The sequence below is a fragment of the Kribbella orskensis genome, from assembly GCF_004342085.1.
In the GTDB taxonomy this organism is placed as follows: domain Bacteria; phylum Actinomycetota; class Actinomycetes; order Propionibacteriales; family Kribbellaceae; genus Kribbella; species Kribbella orskensis.
This window is the reverse complement of record NZ_SLWM01000007.1, coordinates 187,843-204,304: the sequence shown is the minus strand read 5'-3', so window position 1 is coordinate 204,304 and position 16,462 is coordinate 187,843. Positions and strand designations below refer to the sequence as shown.

General features: G+C 68.5%; 16 protein-coding genes. 4 read left to right on the top strand and 12 right to left on the bottom strand.

All coding sequences use genetic code 11. The features are described 5' to 3' along the window. Positions 1-87 precede the first annotated feature (87 nt). Entirely contained in the window at positions 88-513 is a 426-nt protein-coding gene (locus tag EV644_RS21165) for a MarR family winged helix-turn-helix transcriptional regulator (RefSeq protein WP_132190406.1), read from the top strand. A gap of 397 nt (positions 514-910) precedes the next feature. Here the strand turns inward: EV644_RS21165 and EV644_RS21160 are convergent, their stop codons facing one another. The 3 genes from EV644_RS21160 to EV644_RS21150 form a co-directional block, all read right to left on the bottom strand. Beyond that, positions 911-1,099: a hypothetical protein gene (locus EV644_RS21160; protein ID WP_132190405.1), complete on the bottom strand. Its 189-nt coding sequence runs from the start codon at positions 1,097-1,099 to the stop codon at positions 911-913. 285 nt (positions 1,100-1,384) lie between these two features. Further along, positions 1,385-2,461 carry a right-handed parallel beta-helix repeat-containing protein gene (locus EV644_RS21155; protein ID WP_241998567.1) on the bottom strand — a complete coding sequence of 359 codons (1,077 nt, stop codon included), beginning with the start codon at positions 2,459-2,461 and terminating at the stop codon, positions 1,385-1,387. A 35-nt stretch (positions 2,462-2,496) separates the two neighbouring features. After that, complete coding sequence (locus tag EV644_RS21150; protein ID WP_132190404.1) at positions 2,497-2,937, bottom strand: pyridoxamine 5'-phosphate oxidase; 441 nt, start codon at positions 2,935-2,937, stop codon at positions 2,497-2,499. A 50-nt stretch (positions 2,938-2,987) separates the two neighbouring features. Here EV644_RS21150 and EV644_RS21145 point away from each other — a divergent pair, with 50 nt between their 5' ends. Further along, entirely contained in the window at positions 2,988-3,641 is a 654-nt protein-coding gene (locus EV644_RS21145; RefSeq protein WP_132190403.1) for a winged helix-turn-helix transcriptional regulator, read from the top strand. 86 nt (positions 3,642-3,727) lie between these two features. Here the strand turns inward: EV644_RS21145 and EV644_RS21140 are convergent, their stop codons facing one another. The 8 genes from EV644_RS21140 to pseB all read right to left on the bottom strand — a co-directional run bounded on the left by EV644_RS21140 (position 3,728) and on the right by pseB (position 11,739). Then, entirely contained in the window at positions 3,728-5,368 is a 1,641-nt protein-coding gene (locus EV644_RS21140) for a monocarboxylic acid transporter (protein ID WP_132190402.1), read from the bottom strand. After that, positions 5,365-5,706, bottom strand: a complete 342-nt coding sequence (locus tag EV644_RS21135) for a DUF485 domain-containing protein (RefSeq protein WP_132190401.1) — start codon at positions 5,704-5,706, stop codon at positions 5,365-5,367. The genes EV644_RS21140 and EV644_RS21135 overlap by 4 nt, the downstream gene beginning before the upstream one ends. A 90-nt stretch (positions 5,707-5,796) precedes the next feature. After that, positions 5,797-6,603, bottom strand: coding sequence for a class I SAM-dependent methyltransferase (locus EV644_RS21130; RefSeq protein WP_132190400.1), 807 nt, complete (start codon positions 6,601-6,603; stop codon positions 5,797-5,799). Positions 6,604-6,641: 38 nt separating this feature from the next. Further along, the gene (locus EV644_RS21125; protein ID WP_132190399.1) at positions 6,642-7,370 is read right to left on the bottom strand and encodes a cytidylyltransferase domain-containing protein; all 729 of its coding nucleotides are present in this window, start codon (positions 7,368-7,370) and stop codon (positions 6,642-6,644) included. Further along, positions 7,367-8,197: a hypothetical protein gene (locus tag EV644_RS21120; RefSeq protein ID WP_132190398.1), complete on the bottom strand. Its 831-nt coding sequence runs from the start codon at positions 8,195-8,197 to the stop codon at positions 7,367-7,369. The genes EV644_RS21125 and EV644_RS21120 overlap by 4 nt, the downstream gene beginning before the upstream one ends. Next, on the bottom strand, positions 8,197-9,630 hold the full coding sequence (locus tag EV644_RS21115) for a hypothetical protein (protein ID WP_241998565.1): 1,434 nt from the start codon (positions 9,628-9,630) through the stop codon (positions 8,197-8,199). The genes EV644_RS21120 and EV644_RS21115 overlap by 1 nt, the downstream gene beginning before the upstream one ends. Beyond that, entirely contained in the window at positions 9,627-10,763 is a 1,137-nt protein-coding gene (pseC, locus tag EV644_RS21110; RefSeq protein WP_132190397.1) for a UDP-4-amino-4,6-dideoxy-N-acetyl-beta-L-altrosamine transaminase, read from the bottom strand. Before pseC ends, EV644_RS21115 begins: the two co-directional genes overlap by 4 nt. After that, positions 10,756-11,739, bottom strand: a complete 984-nt coding sequence (pseB, locus tag EV644_RS21105) for a UDP-N-acetylglucosamine 4,6-dehydratase (inverting) (RefSeq protein WP_132190396.1) — start codon at positions 11,737-11,739, stop codon at positions 10,756-10,758. Before pseB ends, pseC begins: the two co-directional genes overlap by 8 nt. A gap of 138 nt (positions 11,740-11,877) precedes the next feature. Here pseB and EV644_RS21100 point away from each other — a divergent pair, with 138 nt between their 5' ends. Continuing rightward, positions 11,878-12,876: a PseG/SpsG family protein gene (locus EV644_RS21100; RefSeq protein ID WP_241998563.1), complete on the top strand. Its 999-nt coding sequence runs from the start codon at positions 11,878-11,880 to the stop codon at positions 12,874-12,876. Between the two features lie 195 nt (positions 12,877-13,071). On the opposite strand, the gene EV644_RS21095 is transcribed toward EV644_RS21100, so the two are convergent. Further along, on the bottom strand, positions 13,072-15,408 hold the full coding sequence (locus EV644_RS21095; RefSeq protein ID WP_241998561.1) for a hypothetical protein: 2,337 nt from the start codon (positions 15,406-15,408) through the stop codon (positions 13,072-13,074). 58 nt (positions 15,409-15,466) lie between these two features. Here EV644_RS21095 and EV644_RS21090 point away from each other — a divergent pair, with 58 nt between their 5' ends. Then, on the top strand, positions 15,467-16,462 hold the full coding sequence (locus EV644_RS21090; RefSeq protein ID WP_132190394.1) for a glycosyltransferase family 2 protein: 996 nt from the start codon (positions 15,467-15,469) through the stop codon (positions 16,460-16,462).

The following is a 16,462-nucleotide window of genomic DNA, read 5'->3' as shown; positions in this document are numbered from 1 at the left end:
ACCAGTCGGACATCCTGGCCGCTTAGCGGCGAGATCTCCTTCCACGCCGGATCGTGTGCCAGGATTGCGCATCCGGCGTGGAGGGAGATGGTCAGGATCGAGCAGGAAACGCTGCAACTGCTCGTCGGCATGCACCGGGTCGTGCGACACCTGCGCCGCAGCGGCACGGCCACCGCGCTGCACCCGACCCAGTTCATCGCGCTCCTGCTGATCGCCGACGAGCAACCCATCCGGATCGGCACGATCGCCGCGCGCGTGCCGTGCTCCCAGCCGACCGCGACGACGACCGTCGCCGGGCTGGAGACGGCCGGCCTGGTACGCCGGGAACAGGACACCCTCGACGGCCGGGCCACCGTGGTCGTACTGACACCGGCGGGCGCGGAGATGGTCAGCGCCGCCGGCCGCCACGCAGCCGAAGACCTCGCCAAACTCCTCGACCGCCTGACCCCCGAAGAGCGCTCGCTGGTCCTGTCCGCTGGCGCAGTACTCTCGAAAATGGCCGACGGCCTCTAACGCATCCGGCTAGCTACGGAGCTCGCCGGAATCCGGGCATCTAGGGGCAGATCAATCTGCCCCGGATAGCCGGACGACACTGCGCGCCGGAAGCGGTAAGGTAAGGAACGCCTGGGACAGGAGTCCTTAGGAAGTGAACCCGGCAGCCTACCGGACGGTGGACGAGCCGGGTTTCGCGCTGTTCAGAGGTCTCTCAGCTGGCTGAAGGTTTGAACGGACCGGCGCCGTTGTCCGCCTCGCATCCAGCACCACGCGACCGCATCAGGCACCCAGAGCATCGGATCCTCCTTCGGCGCCAGCAGGTCCCATCTGAGCAGACCGTGGCACCCGAACCGATGCGTTGCCGCGTTCAGCGTCCTCCCGTCGCGGTGGTAGGTCGACTCCTCCCGCTCCACGATCAGACGCTCCGCCGTCGTCGCGTTGTCCCGGACAATGGCCTCCAGGCACCGCTGTTGCGTTCCTGCCCCGAGAGCAGCAGCCCACGCAACGCCTTGCGGTTCACCGCGACGTCATCGGCGGCACACCGAGCGGCCGCCATCAGCAGACCGCGAGTCTTCGTCTCGTCGACGAACACGTGGACTGGCATTGCTCTTCCCCCAGCGGACCGGACTGCAAAATCCGACCCTTGCACACTGAAGCCCTTGTTTTCTTGAGGATTGGGCCAGCTGACCGGGGCAGTCTAGGGCAGGCCGGGGCAGATTCTGAAAGGCCTATCTGAGCCGGTGGAGCGAGGGTAGATTTGCAGTGCCTTGGGGCAGCAAAGTCCCCTGGAAGTGGATTCGGCAGCCTACCGGACGGTGGACGAGCGGGGTCTTGCGCAGTGAAACGGCCGCCGAGGTTTGGACCTCGGCGGCCTTTCTGTTCTGCGTGGTTAGTTGCGGACGATGGTGAACGTGGTCGTTGTGTTGCGGATGTCTACTGCGTTGTTGGTGAGGGCCAGGTTGTTGAAGGTGGCGGTGCCGGCGGCTGGGCCTTCGCCGGGTTCGGGGAGTTCGTTGGCCCAGATGCCGAAGCCGGATTTGGCGTCGAAGGCGTCGCCGGACTTTCGGGCGCCGGAGATGGAGATGTTGGTGAGGACGGTGTCGGCGATCGGGAAGAGCCGTTGCCCACCCACGTAGTCGGTCTGGAACATGATCCCGCTGTACGTCGGATCGACGATGTCGACGTTGTCCAGGCGGATGCCCTGGAAGACCTTGGTGGCGGAGTAGATCCAGATGCCGGGGAACGTCTGGGCGCCCCAGAAGTGGCCGCCGGATCTGACCACCGAGATGTTCTCCCAGCGCGTCGGCGGGGTGGCGCCGAAGCCGTTCATCGGGATGCCGAAGTCGAGCGAGCTGATCGTGATCCCGGAGTGCACCAGCATGTCCGCGACGTACAGGTTGCGGAACACGTTGTTGGTGCCGCCGTAGACCGCGAAGCCGGCCGCCCGCCAGGTCAGCGTCGCCGGGAGGTTCTCGAAGACGTTGTCCCGGACCTCGCCCCCGCCGCCGTCGACGGCGTTGAAGAGGGCGAAGCTGTCGTCACCGGTACTGCGGGCGTCGTTGTTGCTGACCGTGTTGCCCGCCGAGCCGTTCGTCATGTTGATGCCGTCGGCAAAGGTGTCCCGGATCCGCGAGTTCCTGATCGTGGAGTTGTCCGTGTTCGCACCCCAGTACAGGCACATCTGGTGCTCGACCCAGATGTTGTCGATCTTCATGTTCGAGGTGCCGTTGAAGTTGAACACCTTGCCGGGGCCGTCGTTGCGGCTGTCGTAGTTGCCGAAGTACGCGAACCCGCTGAACGTCGACCCGTTCGCCGACGACTGCGCGTCGAACCCGACATCGGTGTTGGTCTGCGAGGTCGGCGCGATGAACCTCGTGTACCAAGGCCCGGCCCCGACCACCTTGATCGCCTTGCCGTACACGTTGAACTTGCTCGACGTCTGGTAGTCACCAGCAGGCAGGTACACCCTGCAGCGACGCGAGCGTCAACGGTTCATGACGGTCAATCGGTCGAGGTGTCCGAGCTGAACCAGCGGACCGGCCGGAAGGTGAGCAGGATGACGATGTTCCCCGGGTCGCCGAGTTCTGCCTGGACGTAACCCTGGGCGTGCTCCTCGGGCATGTAGCGCCGCGCGATCGTCAGCATCTGCTCGGGCGTCGGCGGAGCGACCGCGACGAGTTCCGCCTCGACGGTCACGTATGCCGGCGGCATCGCCTCCCGCTGCACGACCAGCGTCACCACGCCGGCCTCCTTGATCCGCTCGATCCGCTTCGGCGCCCGCCGCTGGGTGCCGGTGAACATGGTGATCTCGCCGCCCGGCTCGTAGGTATAGAACGTCGGCACGCTGGTCGGCGCCTGTCCGGCGCCGCCCGCCACGCTCAGGACGCCCACGTGGGGGCCGGCCAGAAACTCTTCGCGCTGCTGCTTCGTCATTGTTGTCATATAGTAAGCTTCATAAAAGCAAGTATGATCTGTCAAGTAGAGTAGGCAACATGACGACCAAGACGTACGGCCAGTACTGCGGGGTCGCCCGCGCGCTGGAACTCGTCGGGGAGCGCTGGGCGCTGCTGATCATCCGGGACCTGCTGGTCGCGCCGAAGCGGTACACGGATCTGCGCGCCGGGCTGCCGAAGATCCCCACGAACGTGCTCGCCACCCGGCTGAAGGAGCTCGAGCAGGCGGGAATCGTCACCCGCCGGGTCCAGCCCAGGCCGTCCGGCGCGATCGTCTACGAGCTCACCCCGTACGGCGCCGACCTCGACCAGGTCGTGCTCGCCCTGGGCCGTTGGGGTGCGCGGTCGCTCGGCGAGCTCAGGCCGGGCGAGATCGCCACGGCGGAGACGCTGGTGATGGCGTTGCGGTCCACCTTCGAGCCGGGGGACGTCAAGGCGACGTACGAGTTGCGGTTCGGCGAGGTGGTCGTGCACGCGATCGTTGATGGGGAATCACTGGAGTCAGCGCCCGGTCCGCTCCCGGCCGCGGATCTCGCGATCGAGGCCTACGCGCCGCTGAGCCCGTTGCTGAACGGGGAACTCGACGCCAAGGCGGCCCTCGAGGCGGGCATCGTCAGCACCAACGGGTCCGTTGCCGCGCTGGCCCGCTTCGCCAAGCTCTTCCGCATCGGCCCGACGCCCGCTGCCGACTAGCCCGACTGGCCGGTGCCCCGTCCTCTCCCTGAAACGGCGCACGCTTCGACAGAGCGTGCGCCGTACAGGGTCTGGCAGAGGATCGGTCAATGCTTCGAGGCAACCTCCGCGCCGGCGCCGGTCAGGGCGCGGACGGAGAGCTCGTTGTAGCGGTTCGCGCTGGACTTGTCCCTGCCCAGGTAGGTGCCGACGACGCCGAGCAGGAAGCCGAGCGGGATCGAGACGATGCCCGGGTTGGACAGCGGGAACCAGGAGAAGTCCGCGTCGGTGATCATCGACGTCGGCGAGCCCGAGACGACCGGCGAGAAGATCACCAGCACCACGGCGGAGATCAGGCCGCCGTAGATGCTCCAGACCGCGCCGGAGGTGTTGAACCGCTTCCAGAACAGGTTGTACAGCAGGGCCGGCAGGTTCGCCGAAGCCGCGACCGCGAAGGCGAGCGCGACCAGGAACGCGATGTTCAGCTTCTGCGCCGGGATGGCCAGCCCGATCGAGATAGCGCCGATGCCGACCGCCGCGTACCGGGCCACCCGGATCTCCTCCTTCTCGGTGACCTTGCGCTTGGCAATGACATTGACGTACAGGTCGTGCGCGAACGACGACGCCGAGGTCAGCGTCAGGCCCGCGACCACCGCCAGGATGGTGGCGAAGGCGACGGCCGCGATCAGCGCGAGCAGGATCGCGCCGCCGATCGACCCGGCGCCACCACCGACGACCTCGGCCAGCAGCACCGACGCGGTGTTGCCCTTCGAGGCGGCCACCGCGCTGTCCTTGCCGGTGTCGAGCAGCGCCGCGGCGCCGAACCCGAGGGCCAGCGTCATCAGGTAGAAGGCGCCGATCAGCCCGATCGCCCACTGCACGGACCTCCGGGCCGCCCTGGAGTCCGGCACGGTGTAGAAGCGGATCAGGATGTGCGGCAGGCCCGCGGTGCCGAGGACAAGCGCGAGGCCCAGCGACAGGAAGTCGATCTGGCCGACGAGGTCCTTGCCGTAGAGCAGGCCCGGCTGCAGGAACGCCTCGCCCTTGCCGGACTTCTCGGCGGCCGCGCCGAGCAGCTCGGACGGGTTGAAGTGGAACTTCAGCAGCACCAGGAAGGTGATGATCAGAGTGCCGCTCATCAGGAGCACGGCCTTCACGATCTGCACCCAGGTCGTGCCCCTCATGCCGCCGACGGCCACGTAGATGATCATCAGCGCGCCGACCAGCACGATCACGCCGGCCTTCAGGGTCTCGTCGGTGACGCCGAGCAGCAGGCCGACGAGCGTACCGGCGCCGACCATCTGGGCCAGCAGGTAGAAGATCGAGACCACGATCGTCGAGGTCGCGGCGGCGGTCCGGACCGGTCGCTGCCGCATCCGGAAGGCGAGCTGGTCGGCCATGGTGAACCGGCCGGAGTTCCGCAGCAGCTCGGCGACCAGCAGCAGGGCGACCAGCCAGGCGACCAGGAAGCCGATCGAGTACAGGAAGCCGTCGTACCCGTAGAGCGCGATCTGGCCGGAGATGCCGAGGAAGGACGCGGCGGACATGTAGTCGCCGGCCACGGCCAGGCCGTTCTGGGAGCCGCTGAAGTTGCGGCCGCCGGCGTAGTAGTCGGTCGTCGTCTTGTTCTGCCGCGACGCCCACCAGGTGATGTAGAGCGTGATGGCGACGATCGCGATGAACAGCGAGATGGTGAGGGCCTGGTTGCCCGGCTCGGCGTCCGCGAGCGGGACGAGAAGACTGCTCACCGGCGGCGCTCCCTCTTGTACTTGGCGTTCAGCCCGCTGGCCAGCGGGTCCAGCTTCCGGTTCGCGAACCGCCCGTAGAGGGCCGCGATCAGGAAGGTCGAGACGAACTGGAGCAGCCCGAAGATCAGCGCCACGTTGATGTGCCCGATCACCTGGTGATTCATGAAGTCACGCGCCCAGTTGCAGCACGCGACGTACAGGAGGTACCAGGTCATGAACGCGATGGTCCAGGGCACCACGAAGTTCTTGTACCGGCGTTTCAGCTCCTGGAAGTCGCGCGCCTCGTGCACGGCCTCATACGCACGAGCCTCGCGGTCGTGCACCACTTCCTCAGACATCAGCACTGCACCCTTCGGTCGGAAGGCGAACAGGTGCACGTTAGCCGCTTGCCGAGCATTTGTGATCGAATGCAACCAAACCGTTTCAGGTCACAGCGGTGGTGCGAGGGGTGCGTCCAGGGTGCGGTGGTAGTTCGCGAGGTCGCTGGGGCGGGTGCGGTAGCAGTTGGTGAAGTAGGGCACGCGCAACGGCTCCGGCGGCCTCGCGGTGCTGTCGTAGATGGCGTCGATCTGCTCAAGTACCGACTCCCGCCGGGACTCGGTCAGAACCGCGACCCGCGAGTGCGACTGGGCGAGTTGCCGCAGTCCGTTGCGGTCGAGGTCGTGCCAGTGCCGGAACCGGGCCGTCTCCACCATCGAGAACAGGTCCGACTGGAGCAGGATCGGCATCGGGTCGAACTCGTCGTTCCCGGCCAGGAAGTCCTCGCCGATGATCGCCCGGTGCAGCCGCCGGACCCAGGGGACGACCGTGTCGTGGTTGTTCCAGAGCAGGCCCAGCACGCCGTGCGGCCGCAGTACCCGGGCGATCTCGGGCAGGGCGCGGGCGTGGTCGAACCAGTGGAAGGCCTGTCCGACGAGGACCGCGTCGACCGAGGCGTGCGCCAGCGGGATGGACTCGGCGGCTCCGACCATCGTGTCGACGCCGGGAACGCGCCGGCACAGCGCGAGCATCTCCTCGGACGGATCGACCGCGACCACGTCGTGCCCGAGGGACGCGGCGACCTTGCTCAGCTTGCCGGTCCCTGCCCCGAGATCGAGGATCTGGAGCCGGCCGGGACCCAGGATCCAGGTCAGCGCGTCGGCAGGGAACGTCGGCCGGCCCGCGTCGTACGCGGCGGCGACGGCGCCGAAGGATCGCGCGCGACCGGCATCAGGACCTGGGTCATCGGTGGTCATCACGGCAAATCATGCCGTAGCCACCGCCTTGCGGGGCGTTACTCGCCGAGCTTCTTCTGTTCGATGTGCGCGTTGAGCGCGGCGAGCTCGGGGTGCGCGGCCATGATCTCGACCAGATCGGCGCAGTTCAGCGTGGTCGCGGCGTAGTCCTCGATCAGCGTGGTCAGCAGCAGCCGGTCGTCCTCGGTGTCCAGCGTCAGCCGGTACTGCGAGCCGCCGCCCTGCCACGGGAGGTTGAGCAGCCGGACGTCCCCGCCGCGGTTCTGGTGCAGGTACGACGTGACGTGCTCGCGGTCGGCCTGCAGGGTGGCCCGGGCCTCGGCCCGGAGCAGCTGCGGGACCGAGAACACCTCGTAGTCCATGCCGCGCGGGTAGGTCCGCTCGAGGCAGTTCGACACGTACAGATTCTCGTCGTTCTCGGCGCGGTACCGATCGACGCCCGCGGCAACGACCTCCGCGTCGATCAGCGGGCAGTCCGAGGTGACCCGGACGACCGCGTCCAGCTCGTGTTCGCGGGCCGCGCCGGCGAACCGGGAGAGCACGTCCAGCTCGCTGCCACGGAACACCGGGACCCCGGCCTCGCCGGCCAGCCCCACGATCGGCTCGTCGTCGGCGTTCGTGGTGGTTGCCACGATCACCGGAAGCCCGGTCCGGGCCAGCCGGTCCAGGTGGTGCTCGAGGAAGGTCCGCTTACCCGCGGTCAGCAGGATCTTGGCGGGCAGCCTGGTGCTCGTCGCGCGGGCCTGGGTGATGATGCCGATCTTCACGAAACCGCCTTCAGCGTGGTCCACCTGAACAACTCACGGATCTCCGCCGGACCGGCCAGGTGCTCGACACCGAGCTCGGTGTCGGTGAACTCCCGGGCCAGGTCGAGCGGTACGTACGGCTGGTTCATCTCGGGCCACAGCCGCTTGATCCGGGCCTGGCCGCCGAAGGAAGGATGCTCGTTCTCCAGCAGCATCGGGTCGCCGTACACGCCGGGCTGCAGGCCCAGGGAGGCGCCGTACAGGACGGCCGAGCTGAGCCGGTTGGAGGCGACGCGGCGGTGTTTGCGGACCTCGCGGAGCTGCTTCAGCAGGAAGTCCGCGTCGGTCCCGAGCCAGTGCAGCCCGCGGTACCCGTGGGTGATCACCCGGAAGCCGGCCCGCGCGTAGACCTGCCGGATGGCCGGGTTCTCGTACTCGTTCCAGTACAGGCAGACGGTGACCGGGCCCTTCTCGTGCTCGTTGATCGAGGCAACGATCCGGCCGTGATCGCCCAGTACGTGCTGGCCTTCCCAGCCGTGGAACGGGTAGAAGATGGTGCCGGCGGCATCTTTCGCCGGGGTGGCCAGCTCCGGGTGCACCTTCAGCAGGTAGAGCCAGGCGGCGCCGATCACCGAGTAGTTGCGCAGGCCCATCGACCAGCCGCGCCGCCGGACGCTGTCGGACCAGACGAACTTCGGCATCCCGTCGACGAAGGCGGTGCCGAAGGCGAACCCGTCGAGGATGTTCCAGCCGTGCTGCAGGTAGCCCCAGATCCCTGGCGCGCCGGGCAGCCCGGCGTACGAGGCCATCACGTGCGCGTGGCCGTAGAAGTGGTTCGCGTGGTGCATCAGCGACCCACCCTGCGGCGAACCCGTCTGACCCTGCGGCGAGCCCGTCTGACGACCACCTTCGCCGGGTTCATCACCGCCACCCCGATCCGGTACGCACGCGACCGGCGGATGCTGCTCAGCTGACGCTCGAAGTAGATGGCCTGCGTGGCCGCCTCGGACAGCTCCTTGGTGAGCCGCGCGATGGTGGCGACCTGCTCCGCACTCCCGGCCGGCTGCGGCTGCTTATTGCCTGGGGCAACGGATGCCCAGAGTGCTTCTGTCAAAGTGATTCCGGCCATCGACGCGAACAGCGCGGTCAGGCCGCGGGTGCTCTCGCCGGCCGTCCACGACTGCCTCGAGCCGGCTTCCAGCGAGCGCCGCACGAAGCGTGCCAACTGCGAGATCACGAGGGCCTCGCCGCGACCCGCGACCGGCTCACCCTCCCCGAACACCTGGTACGACGTACCGTCGACGATCACGTTGTCCGCCGACGCGATCGAGGCGGTCTGGGCGTCCTGCGCCAGCAACCATGACACGTAGCCGGGCACCGTACGCCGGATCGCCGCCTGGTCGTCGACCCGCAGAGCATCGAGGAGATATTCCTCCAGCAGGATGCCGGAGCCGGTCGGCACGGCATCACCGGGCAGCACGGCAGGCACCTCGGCGGCGCCGATCACGAAGTACCAGCCCGGGGCCAGTTCGGTGCCGAGGCCGGCGGCGATCGCGTCCTGCATCAGGCGATACGGATCGGTCATCATCGGCCCGGCGTATCGCGACGCGACCGCTCGGCCGATCGTCACGCCGGCCAGCGGAGTATCGGTCTCGGTCAGCGCGACCGAGGGGTCTGCCAGGTCCGGATAGACGGCGTACGTCGTCGCGGACGTGCCGACGGCGGCGTGGACAGCCTTCAGCCCGGCAGGCGGTTCGACGCTGCCGAAGAGGTCGCGGGGCCACGCCTGGTCGCCCGGGACGGTGGCCAGGTTGGGCTGGATCAAGCGCTCGATGCCGAAGGAGTTCTCGGCCGCGAGCAACAGCCGGCCCCCTGGAGCCAGCCGCGCCTGCAGGGCAGCGAGTGCGTCGGCCCAGGTCAGCACCGGCGTGTCAGGTCCCACCAGGCGATGCAACCCGTCCAGCGCCACGATCACGTCGTACGTGTCGTCGGGGCTGAAGCGATCGAGGGCCCCGCAGTAGACCCGACCCTGGATCAGTGCGGCGATCTCTTCGGCATCCGGAGCGGATCGGACCAGCGCGTCCACGGAAGCGGTCGCGCCGACGACCTGCTTGAGCAGTTCGAGCGTGTGCGGACCGGCCACCAGGACGGAGTCCGTCGGCTTCAGCACGGCTTCCAGCAGCGCCGCTGGAACACGACCGCCGGTCGCGGGACGTCCGTCGCGAGGTATGAGGTCGGACCAGTTGAGCATCTCGGCCCCGACCATGACCAGACTCGTCACTGGACCAGCTTAGTCAACGTGTCGATCACCCGGTCGACGTCGGAGTCGGTCAGGTCCGGGAACATCGGTAGCGAGATCTCCTCGTGGTAGAACTGCTCCGCGTTCGGGCACATGCCGCGCTGATAGCCCTGGTTCGCGAACACTGGGTGCCAGTAGACCGGGATGTAGTTCACCTGGACGCCGATCCCGGCCGCCCGCAGGCCTTCGAAGATCTCCCGCCGGCGACCGCCGAGAACGCGGACCGGGTAGAGGTGCCAGGCCGGGTCCACGTCCGCGCGCTGGGGCGGAGTACGGAGGCCGTCGACGTCGCTCAGGGCCTCGTTGTACCGCGCGGTGAGCTCGGCCCGGCGTTTCTTGAACGCCGCGAGCCTGCGCAGCTGGGACAACCCGAGCGCGCAGGCGACGTCGGTGAGGCGGTAGTTCACGCCGAACTCGTGAACTTCCTGGTGCCAGGGGCCCTCGTCGGTGATCTCGAACCGCTCGGGGTCCCGGACCAGTCCGATGAAGTGGAACTCGTGCACCTTCTGCCCGACCGCCGGGTCCTTGGCGACGACGGCGCCGCCCTCGCCGGTGGTCAGGTTCTTGGTCGGGAAGAACGACAGCGTGGTGACGTCGGCCAGGTCGCCGACCGGGCGGCCGCGGTAGAAGCCGCCGACCGAGTGTGCCGCGTCGTCCAGCGTGCTGGCGCCGACCGAGTCCGCGATCGGCTGCAGGGCGTCGTAGTCCGCCGGGTGGCCGGCATAGTCGACGGCCGCGACGACCTTCGTACGCTCGGTGACGACCGCCTCGACGGCCGCCGGGTCGAGCAGCGCGGTGTCCTCCTCGACGTCGGCGAAGACCACCTTCGCGCCGAGGATCGCGGCGCAGGACGCGGTCGCCACGAACGTCATCGGCGTGGTCACGATCTCGTCGCCGGGGCCGACGCCGAGCCCGGCGTACGCCATGTGCAGGGCGGCGGTGCCCGACGTGCAGCTGACCGCGCGGTGGCCGCCGGTCAGCTCGGAGACGGCGGTCTCGAACGCGGTGACGGCTGGGCCGGTGGTGAGCCAGTCGCCGCGGAGGACAGCGGTGACCGCGTCGATGTCCTCCGCCGAGATCGACTGGCGGCCGTAGGGCAGCATCGGATCAGACATCGCTGTCGAGAATCTTGCGGATCTCGTCGATCGTGTACCACTGGTCGTTGGTGTCGGAGGCGTAGTGGAAGCCGTCGGGCACCGGCGTGCCGTGCGCCGGCGGGGTGTAGCCCCAGGTCGCCAGGTCCGGCTGCAGCACGTACCGGTTGCCGATCGCGAGCGCGCGGCGACCCTCCTCCGGGCTGATCATCTCCTCGTGCAGCTTCTCGCCCGGCCGCAGCCCCATGTCGTGCATTTTCGCGCCCGGCGCGATCGCCTGGGCCAGGTCGGTGATCTTCATCGACGGGATCCGCGGCACGTACAGCTCGCCGCCCATCATCTGCTCGAACGAGTCGACGACGAATTCGACCGCCTCCGGCAGCGTGATCAGGAACCGGGTGCAGCGCAGGTCGGTGATCGGCAGCGACTGGCCGGCCGCGTGCAGGGCCCGGAACTTCGGGATGATCGAGCCGCGGCTGCCCATCACGTTGCCGTACCGGACCACGCTGAAGCGGGTGTCGTAGGCGGCCGCGTAGTGGTTGCCGGTGATGAAGAGCTTGTCGGCGGTCAGCTTGGTCGCGCCGTACAGGTTGATCGGGCTCGAGGCCTTGTCGGTGGACAGCGCGACGACCTTCTTGACGCCCGAGTCGATGGCCGACTCGATCACGTTCTGTGAGCCGACCACGTTGGTCTGGACGAACTCCCATGGGTTGTACTCCGCGGTGTCGACCTGTTTCAGCGCGGCCGCGTGCACCACGTAGTCGACCCTGTGCATCGCCCGGTTCAGCCGGGCCCGGTCGCGTACGTCGCCGATGAAGAACCGCAGCCGCGGGTCGTCGCCGAAGTACTGCCGGACCTCCCACTGCTTCAGCTCGTCGCGGCTGAAGACGATGATCCGCCGCGGGTCGAGCTGATCGAGGGCGAACCGGATGAACGCCTTGCCGAAGGACCCAGTGCCTCCGGTGACGAGGATGTCTGAGCCGGTGAGGATGGACAAGTCGGGGGACCCTTCTCATGTGCGTTTCCGGACCGCGCGAGCATGTCACGCAAGTGGATACCTTAGCTGGGCGCCCCCAGTGGACCGGATACGGTCTGGTGCGTGACTGGACAGAGGCGGGTCGGAGTCAGGTGTGACGTGGGGCCCAGACGGGGCATCGGACACGTGATGCGGGGCCTGGCGCTGGCCGAGGAATTGCGGCTGCGCGGGGCCGAAGTGGTCTTCGTCTGCGACAGCCACACCGTGCCCTGGGCCAACGAACAGATCCTGGCCCGGGGCATCCCGGTGGAGCCTGCCGTCTGGACCGCCGAGGAGCACGTGGAGCTGTTCCGGCGGCTCGAGCTGGATGCCGTCGTCTTCGACTCGTACGACCTGCCGGGCGAGGTGTTCACCCGAGTGCGCAGGTCCGGCATCCCCGCCCTCGCGATCGTCGACGGGGACTTCCGCGGCGCCGAGGCAGACGTGTTCGTGGACCAGAACCTGGGCTCCGAGCTGGACCAGCCGGAGCTCCCCGAGGGTGCGATCCGGCTCGCCGGGCTGGACTACGTGCTGCTGCGTGACGAGATCCTCACCCTCCGTCCGGCCGAACCGCCCGAGCCGCGACGGCACGACGTACCGAAGGTGTTCGCGTTCTTCGGGGGCACCGACGCATATGGCGCCGGGCCGTACGTCGCGGCGGCCCTCGCGGCGACGGGGGTGCCGTTCGAGGCCCTCGTGGTGGCTCCGGACGACGACCTGGCCGAGGCGATCACCGCAGTGCCGCTGAACCCTGGCCAGCGGGTCGACGTGATCGGCCCGACCTCCCAGCTCGCCAGGGCCGTGGTGGCCTCGGACCTGGTGGTCAGCGCGTCCGGTACGTCGACCTGGGAGTTGATGTGCCTCGGGGCGACGGCAGGCCTCGTGTGCGTGGTGGACAACCAGGAGATGGGCTACGAAAGGGCAGTCGCCACTGGCGCGGCGGTCGGAGTCGGAGTGCTCTCAGACCTGAAGGCGGACCCAACAGCCGCGGCCGCCGTACTCCGGCCACTCCTGACGGACCCGGTGGAACGCGCACGGATCGCCGAGGCCGGCTGGAAGCTGGTGGACGGACAGGGTCGGGTCCGGGTCGCCGATGCTCTCTTTCACCTGATTTCGTAGATCGTGGCGTGCCGGAGCCGCACGAACTGCTTGAGCTGGGGCGACACGGTGCCGGCCCTGTTGTCGGCACGCCGACCCGGCGCAGTCGCTCGATGACCGCGACCGAGGGGGACGTGAAGGCGCATCGTCGGTCGCCAGCTCCTCCTCGCTCCAGTAGGGGATCAGGCTCGGGTTCACCCCGGTAGAGCGGTTGATTCAGGGCAGTTCGTAGACGAGCGCGTCGGAGGCCTTGAAGCGCAGCGTGGCGAAGGCGCCGAGATTGGGCGACAGGATCGTCTGGGTGGGGTCCGCGTAGAGCCAGCGGACGCCGTACTTCTCCCGCAGCACCCGCAGGTTGTCGCGGCTCGGGGAGATGAACGCGCGGTCGTTCTCCTCCTGTCTCGTCTGGTCCCAGAACGGCAACCCGTTCGGGCCCATCCCGGTGCCGGCGACCAGGTCGTTGAGGGTATTCGTGTACGCCCAGCCCTCCAGCAGCACGTGCCGCTCGGTCAGCGCGGAGATCCAGAAATGCCGGGCGTCGCAGCCTTTGGTGTTCTTCATCGCGCAGTGCGCGTTGGTCGCGATCAGGTCGCCCGGGGCGGCGTGGTCCTTCAGCCAGAGGGCTGCGGCGGTCTGGCTCCGGCTCGGGCCGAGCAGTTGCTTGTCCGTCTGCGGGGCCAGCGACACGGGCGCGTACTCGGTCATCGCCTGGAGCGGCAGGAACAGGCCCGCGCCCATTCCGGCGAGCACGAAGGACGCCATCGCGATCCTGGTCGGACGGCCCCTGCGCTTGGCGACCCGCTTCCACACCACGGTGACGAGCACCGCTACCAGGGCGAGAAGGAAGATCGTCCACAACCACGGGCTGATCAGCCCGGCGAGGGATCCGTCCGGTGTGCGGAAGGGCTTGCCGTCCGACGGCAGTGCGTTGACGATCGCGCGAGCCAGCGCGGTCGCGCCGATGCCACCCGCGATCGACGCGAGCACGGCGAGGTCCGACCGCCGGTCGGCGAACCAGAACACCAGCATCCAGGCACCCGCCGCGGCCAGTGCCGCGATGATCGGTACGGCGGTGCGGTGGAAGTACAACTGGCTGGTGCCGGGCTGATCCGTCAGCACCATCCCGGAGAACCCGGCGATGGAGATTCCGACGAGGAAGATCATCCCGGGGTCGCGGAACCAGCGGGCCGCAGTACCGGTGAGGACGAGGAGGCCGGCCGAGCCGAGGATCAGACCGAGGCAGGTGGTGATCGCGGTGATCCACATCGCGCCGTGGTCGAGCTGGCCGGCGGGCAGGGAGTCCGCGACGAGCGGATAGACGCCCACCTTGGCGAAGGTGATCCACGGTTTCACCGCCAGCCCGGACGAGTGCATGCCGAAGACGACCACGATCGAGGCTGCGAACAACCCGCCCAGGACAGCCGCCGTGAGCAGCGCGGCCTTGGCGAACCGGCCGTAGCAGAGCCGGACGAGGACGACCAGCGCGAGCCCGCAGATGATCAGCGGCAGCACGGTCGCCTTCGACCCCGAGGCCGCCGCGGCGATCACGACGAACAGGACCCAGGTCCCGGGCCCACTCCGGCCCCGCAGCAGGTCGATGCCGATCAACGCGAGCAGCACGATCAGCGCGCTGCCGAGATTCTGCGTCGGGCTGCCCCAGACGTAGTTGATGAGGCCCTCGGCCGGCAGCGTCACCGACGGGTACGCGTTCACCGTGCCGCCGACCGAGGCGACCGCGATCGCCAGCGGCCCGGCCCACCGCGAGCCCGGAGCCAGTCGGTCCGTCAGCGCGAAGATCAGCGCGGTCCCGGCGAGCAGCAGCGGCACCCAGCCGATCGTGTAGACGAGATCGGTCAGGTTGATGCCGGTCGCCCACGACACCGCGGCCGTGAACTGGTGCCAGAAATAGTGGTAGTCCATCTGCTCGCCCTGCACGTACGGCGCTTGCAGGGGGAAGTCGGACCGCGCGCTGGCCGCCAGGGCCTGGTGGAACGCCATGTCGGGCGAGTTGGACCGCGCATCGGTGTACGGCGCGGGCACGAGGTTCCGATAACGCCCGATCCCGTACAAGGGCAGCGCCAAGGCAAGGGCAACCAGCCAGGCGGTCAGAGGGCTCACCGGCCGCTCGACCCGGCTGAGGATGCGCGGACGCCACGACGGCACACAGACAGCGGCGATCACCACGGGCGCGGCCCACAGCCAGGCCCACTGCTGCAGGCCGATCGGCGCGACGGCCATGTAGACGAGCAGGAGCACCGCGACACCCACCAGAGAGCCGGCGGCGAAGTCCTCGATCAGGTTGTGCCGGAACGGGCTGGCGAGCCGCCACAGGATCACGCCCGGCAGGGTGATGCCGAAGATCCAGAACCGCAGCAGCGACACGATGCTGTCGGCGGACGCGTGCCCGGCCATCAGCCAGATCGCCAGCCATGCCACCGCGAGGCCTGCGGCGGCCTTGACCAGGTGCGGGACGATGGGCTGCCAGGACGGCCGGCTCGTCTCCCGCTCCGGGGCGCCTGGGCGGCTGGGCGCGATGCCGGTCACGGTTGACACGGAGGCAGAGTATCCGTGCTAAGCCCCGGGCCGAGTAATCTCACCGCAGGAGGTCCGCATGCCAACCAGTCACCCAGTGCTGTCCGTCGTCGTGCCGATGTACGACGAGGAGGACGTGCTGCCGATCTTCTTCGAGCGGATGCACCCGTTGCTCGACGGGTTGGGGATCAGCTACGAGGTGCTCGTCGTCGACGACGGCAGCCGCGACGGCACGGCCACCCTGCTGCGCGAGGCGACCGGCACCTGGCCGCAACTCCGGCTCGTCCGCCTGCTCCGGAACTCCGGTCACCAGGCCGCCCTGTCCGCGGGATTCCGCCGCGCTCGTGGTGATTACCTGGTCACCATCGACGCCGACCTGCAGGATCCCCCCGAGGCGATCGCCGAGTTGCTCGCCACCGCGCGGGAGAAGGACGTCGACGTCGTGTACGGCGTACGGTCCGACCGGTCGAGTGACTCCTGGCCCAAGCGGACCACGGCTCGCATGTACTACCGGCTGATGTGTCGCCTGGTGGGCATGGACATCCCGTTCGACGCCGGCGACTTCCGGCTGGTGTCGCGCCGCGTGGTGGATGCCGTCAACGGGCTCCCCGAGGACGGCCGGGTGTTCCGGCTGGTGATCCCGTGGCTGGGGTTCCCGAGCGCGCAGGTGAAGTACGTTCGCGCCGAGCGGGCGGCAGGCGTGACGAAGTACAACTGGTCGAAGATGTTCCGGCTGGCCTTCGACAGCGTGACGGCGTTCTCGGCCGCTCCGCTCCGGCTGGCCACCTGGCTCGGGCTGCTGGGTGGGCTGGTCTGCGGGTTGTTCGTGGTCGGGGCGCTGGTGGTCAAGCTGTCGGGCAACAGCGTTCCGGGCTGGACCTCGACCGTGCTGGCGGTCGGCATCATCGGCGCGATCCAGCTGCTGTGCCTGGGGTTGCTGGGCGAGTACGTGGCGAGGCTGTTCCAGTCGAGCCAGCGGCGGCCGCAGTTCCTGGTGGGTTACGACAGCCTGGAGGATCCCGGGCACCACAGTTACGCGGAGGCGATCGACGGGCAGTCGCCGGAGCAAAGGTAG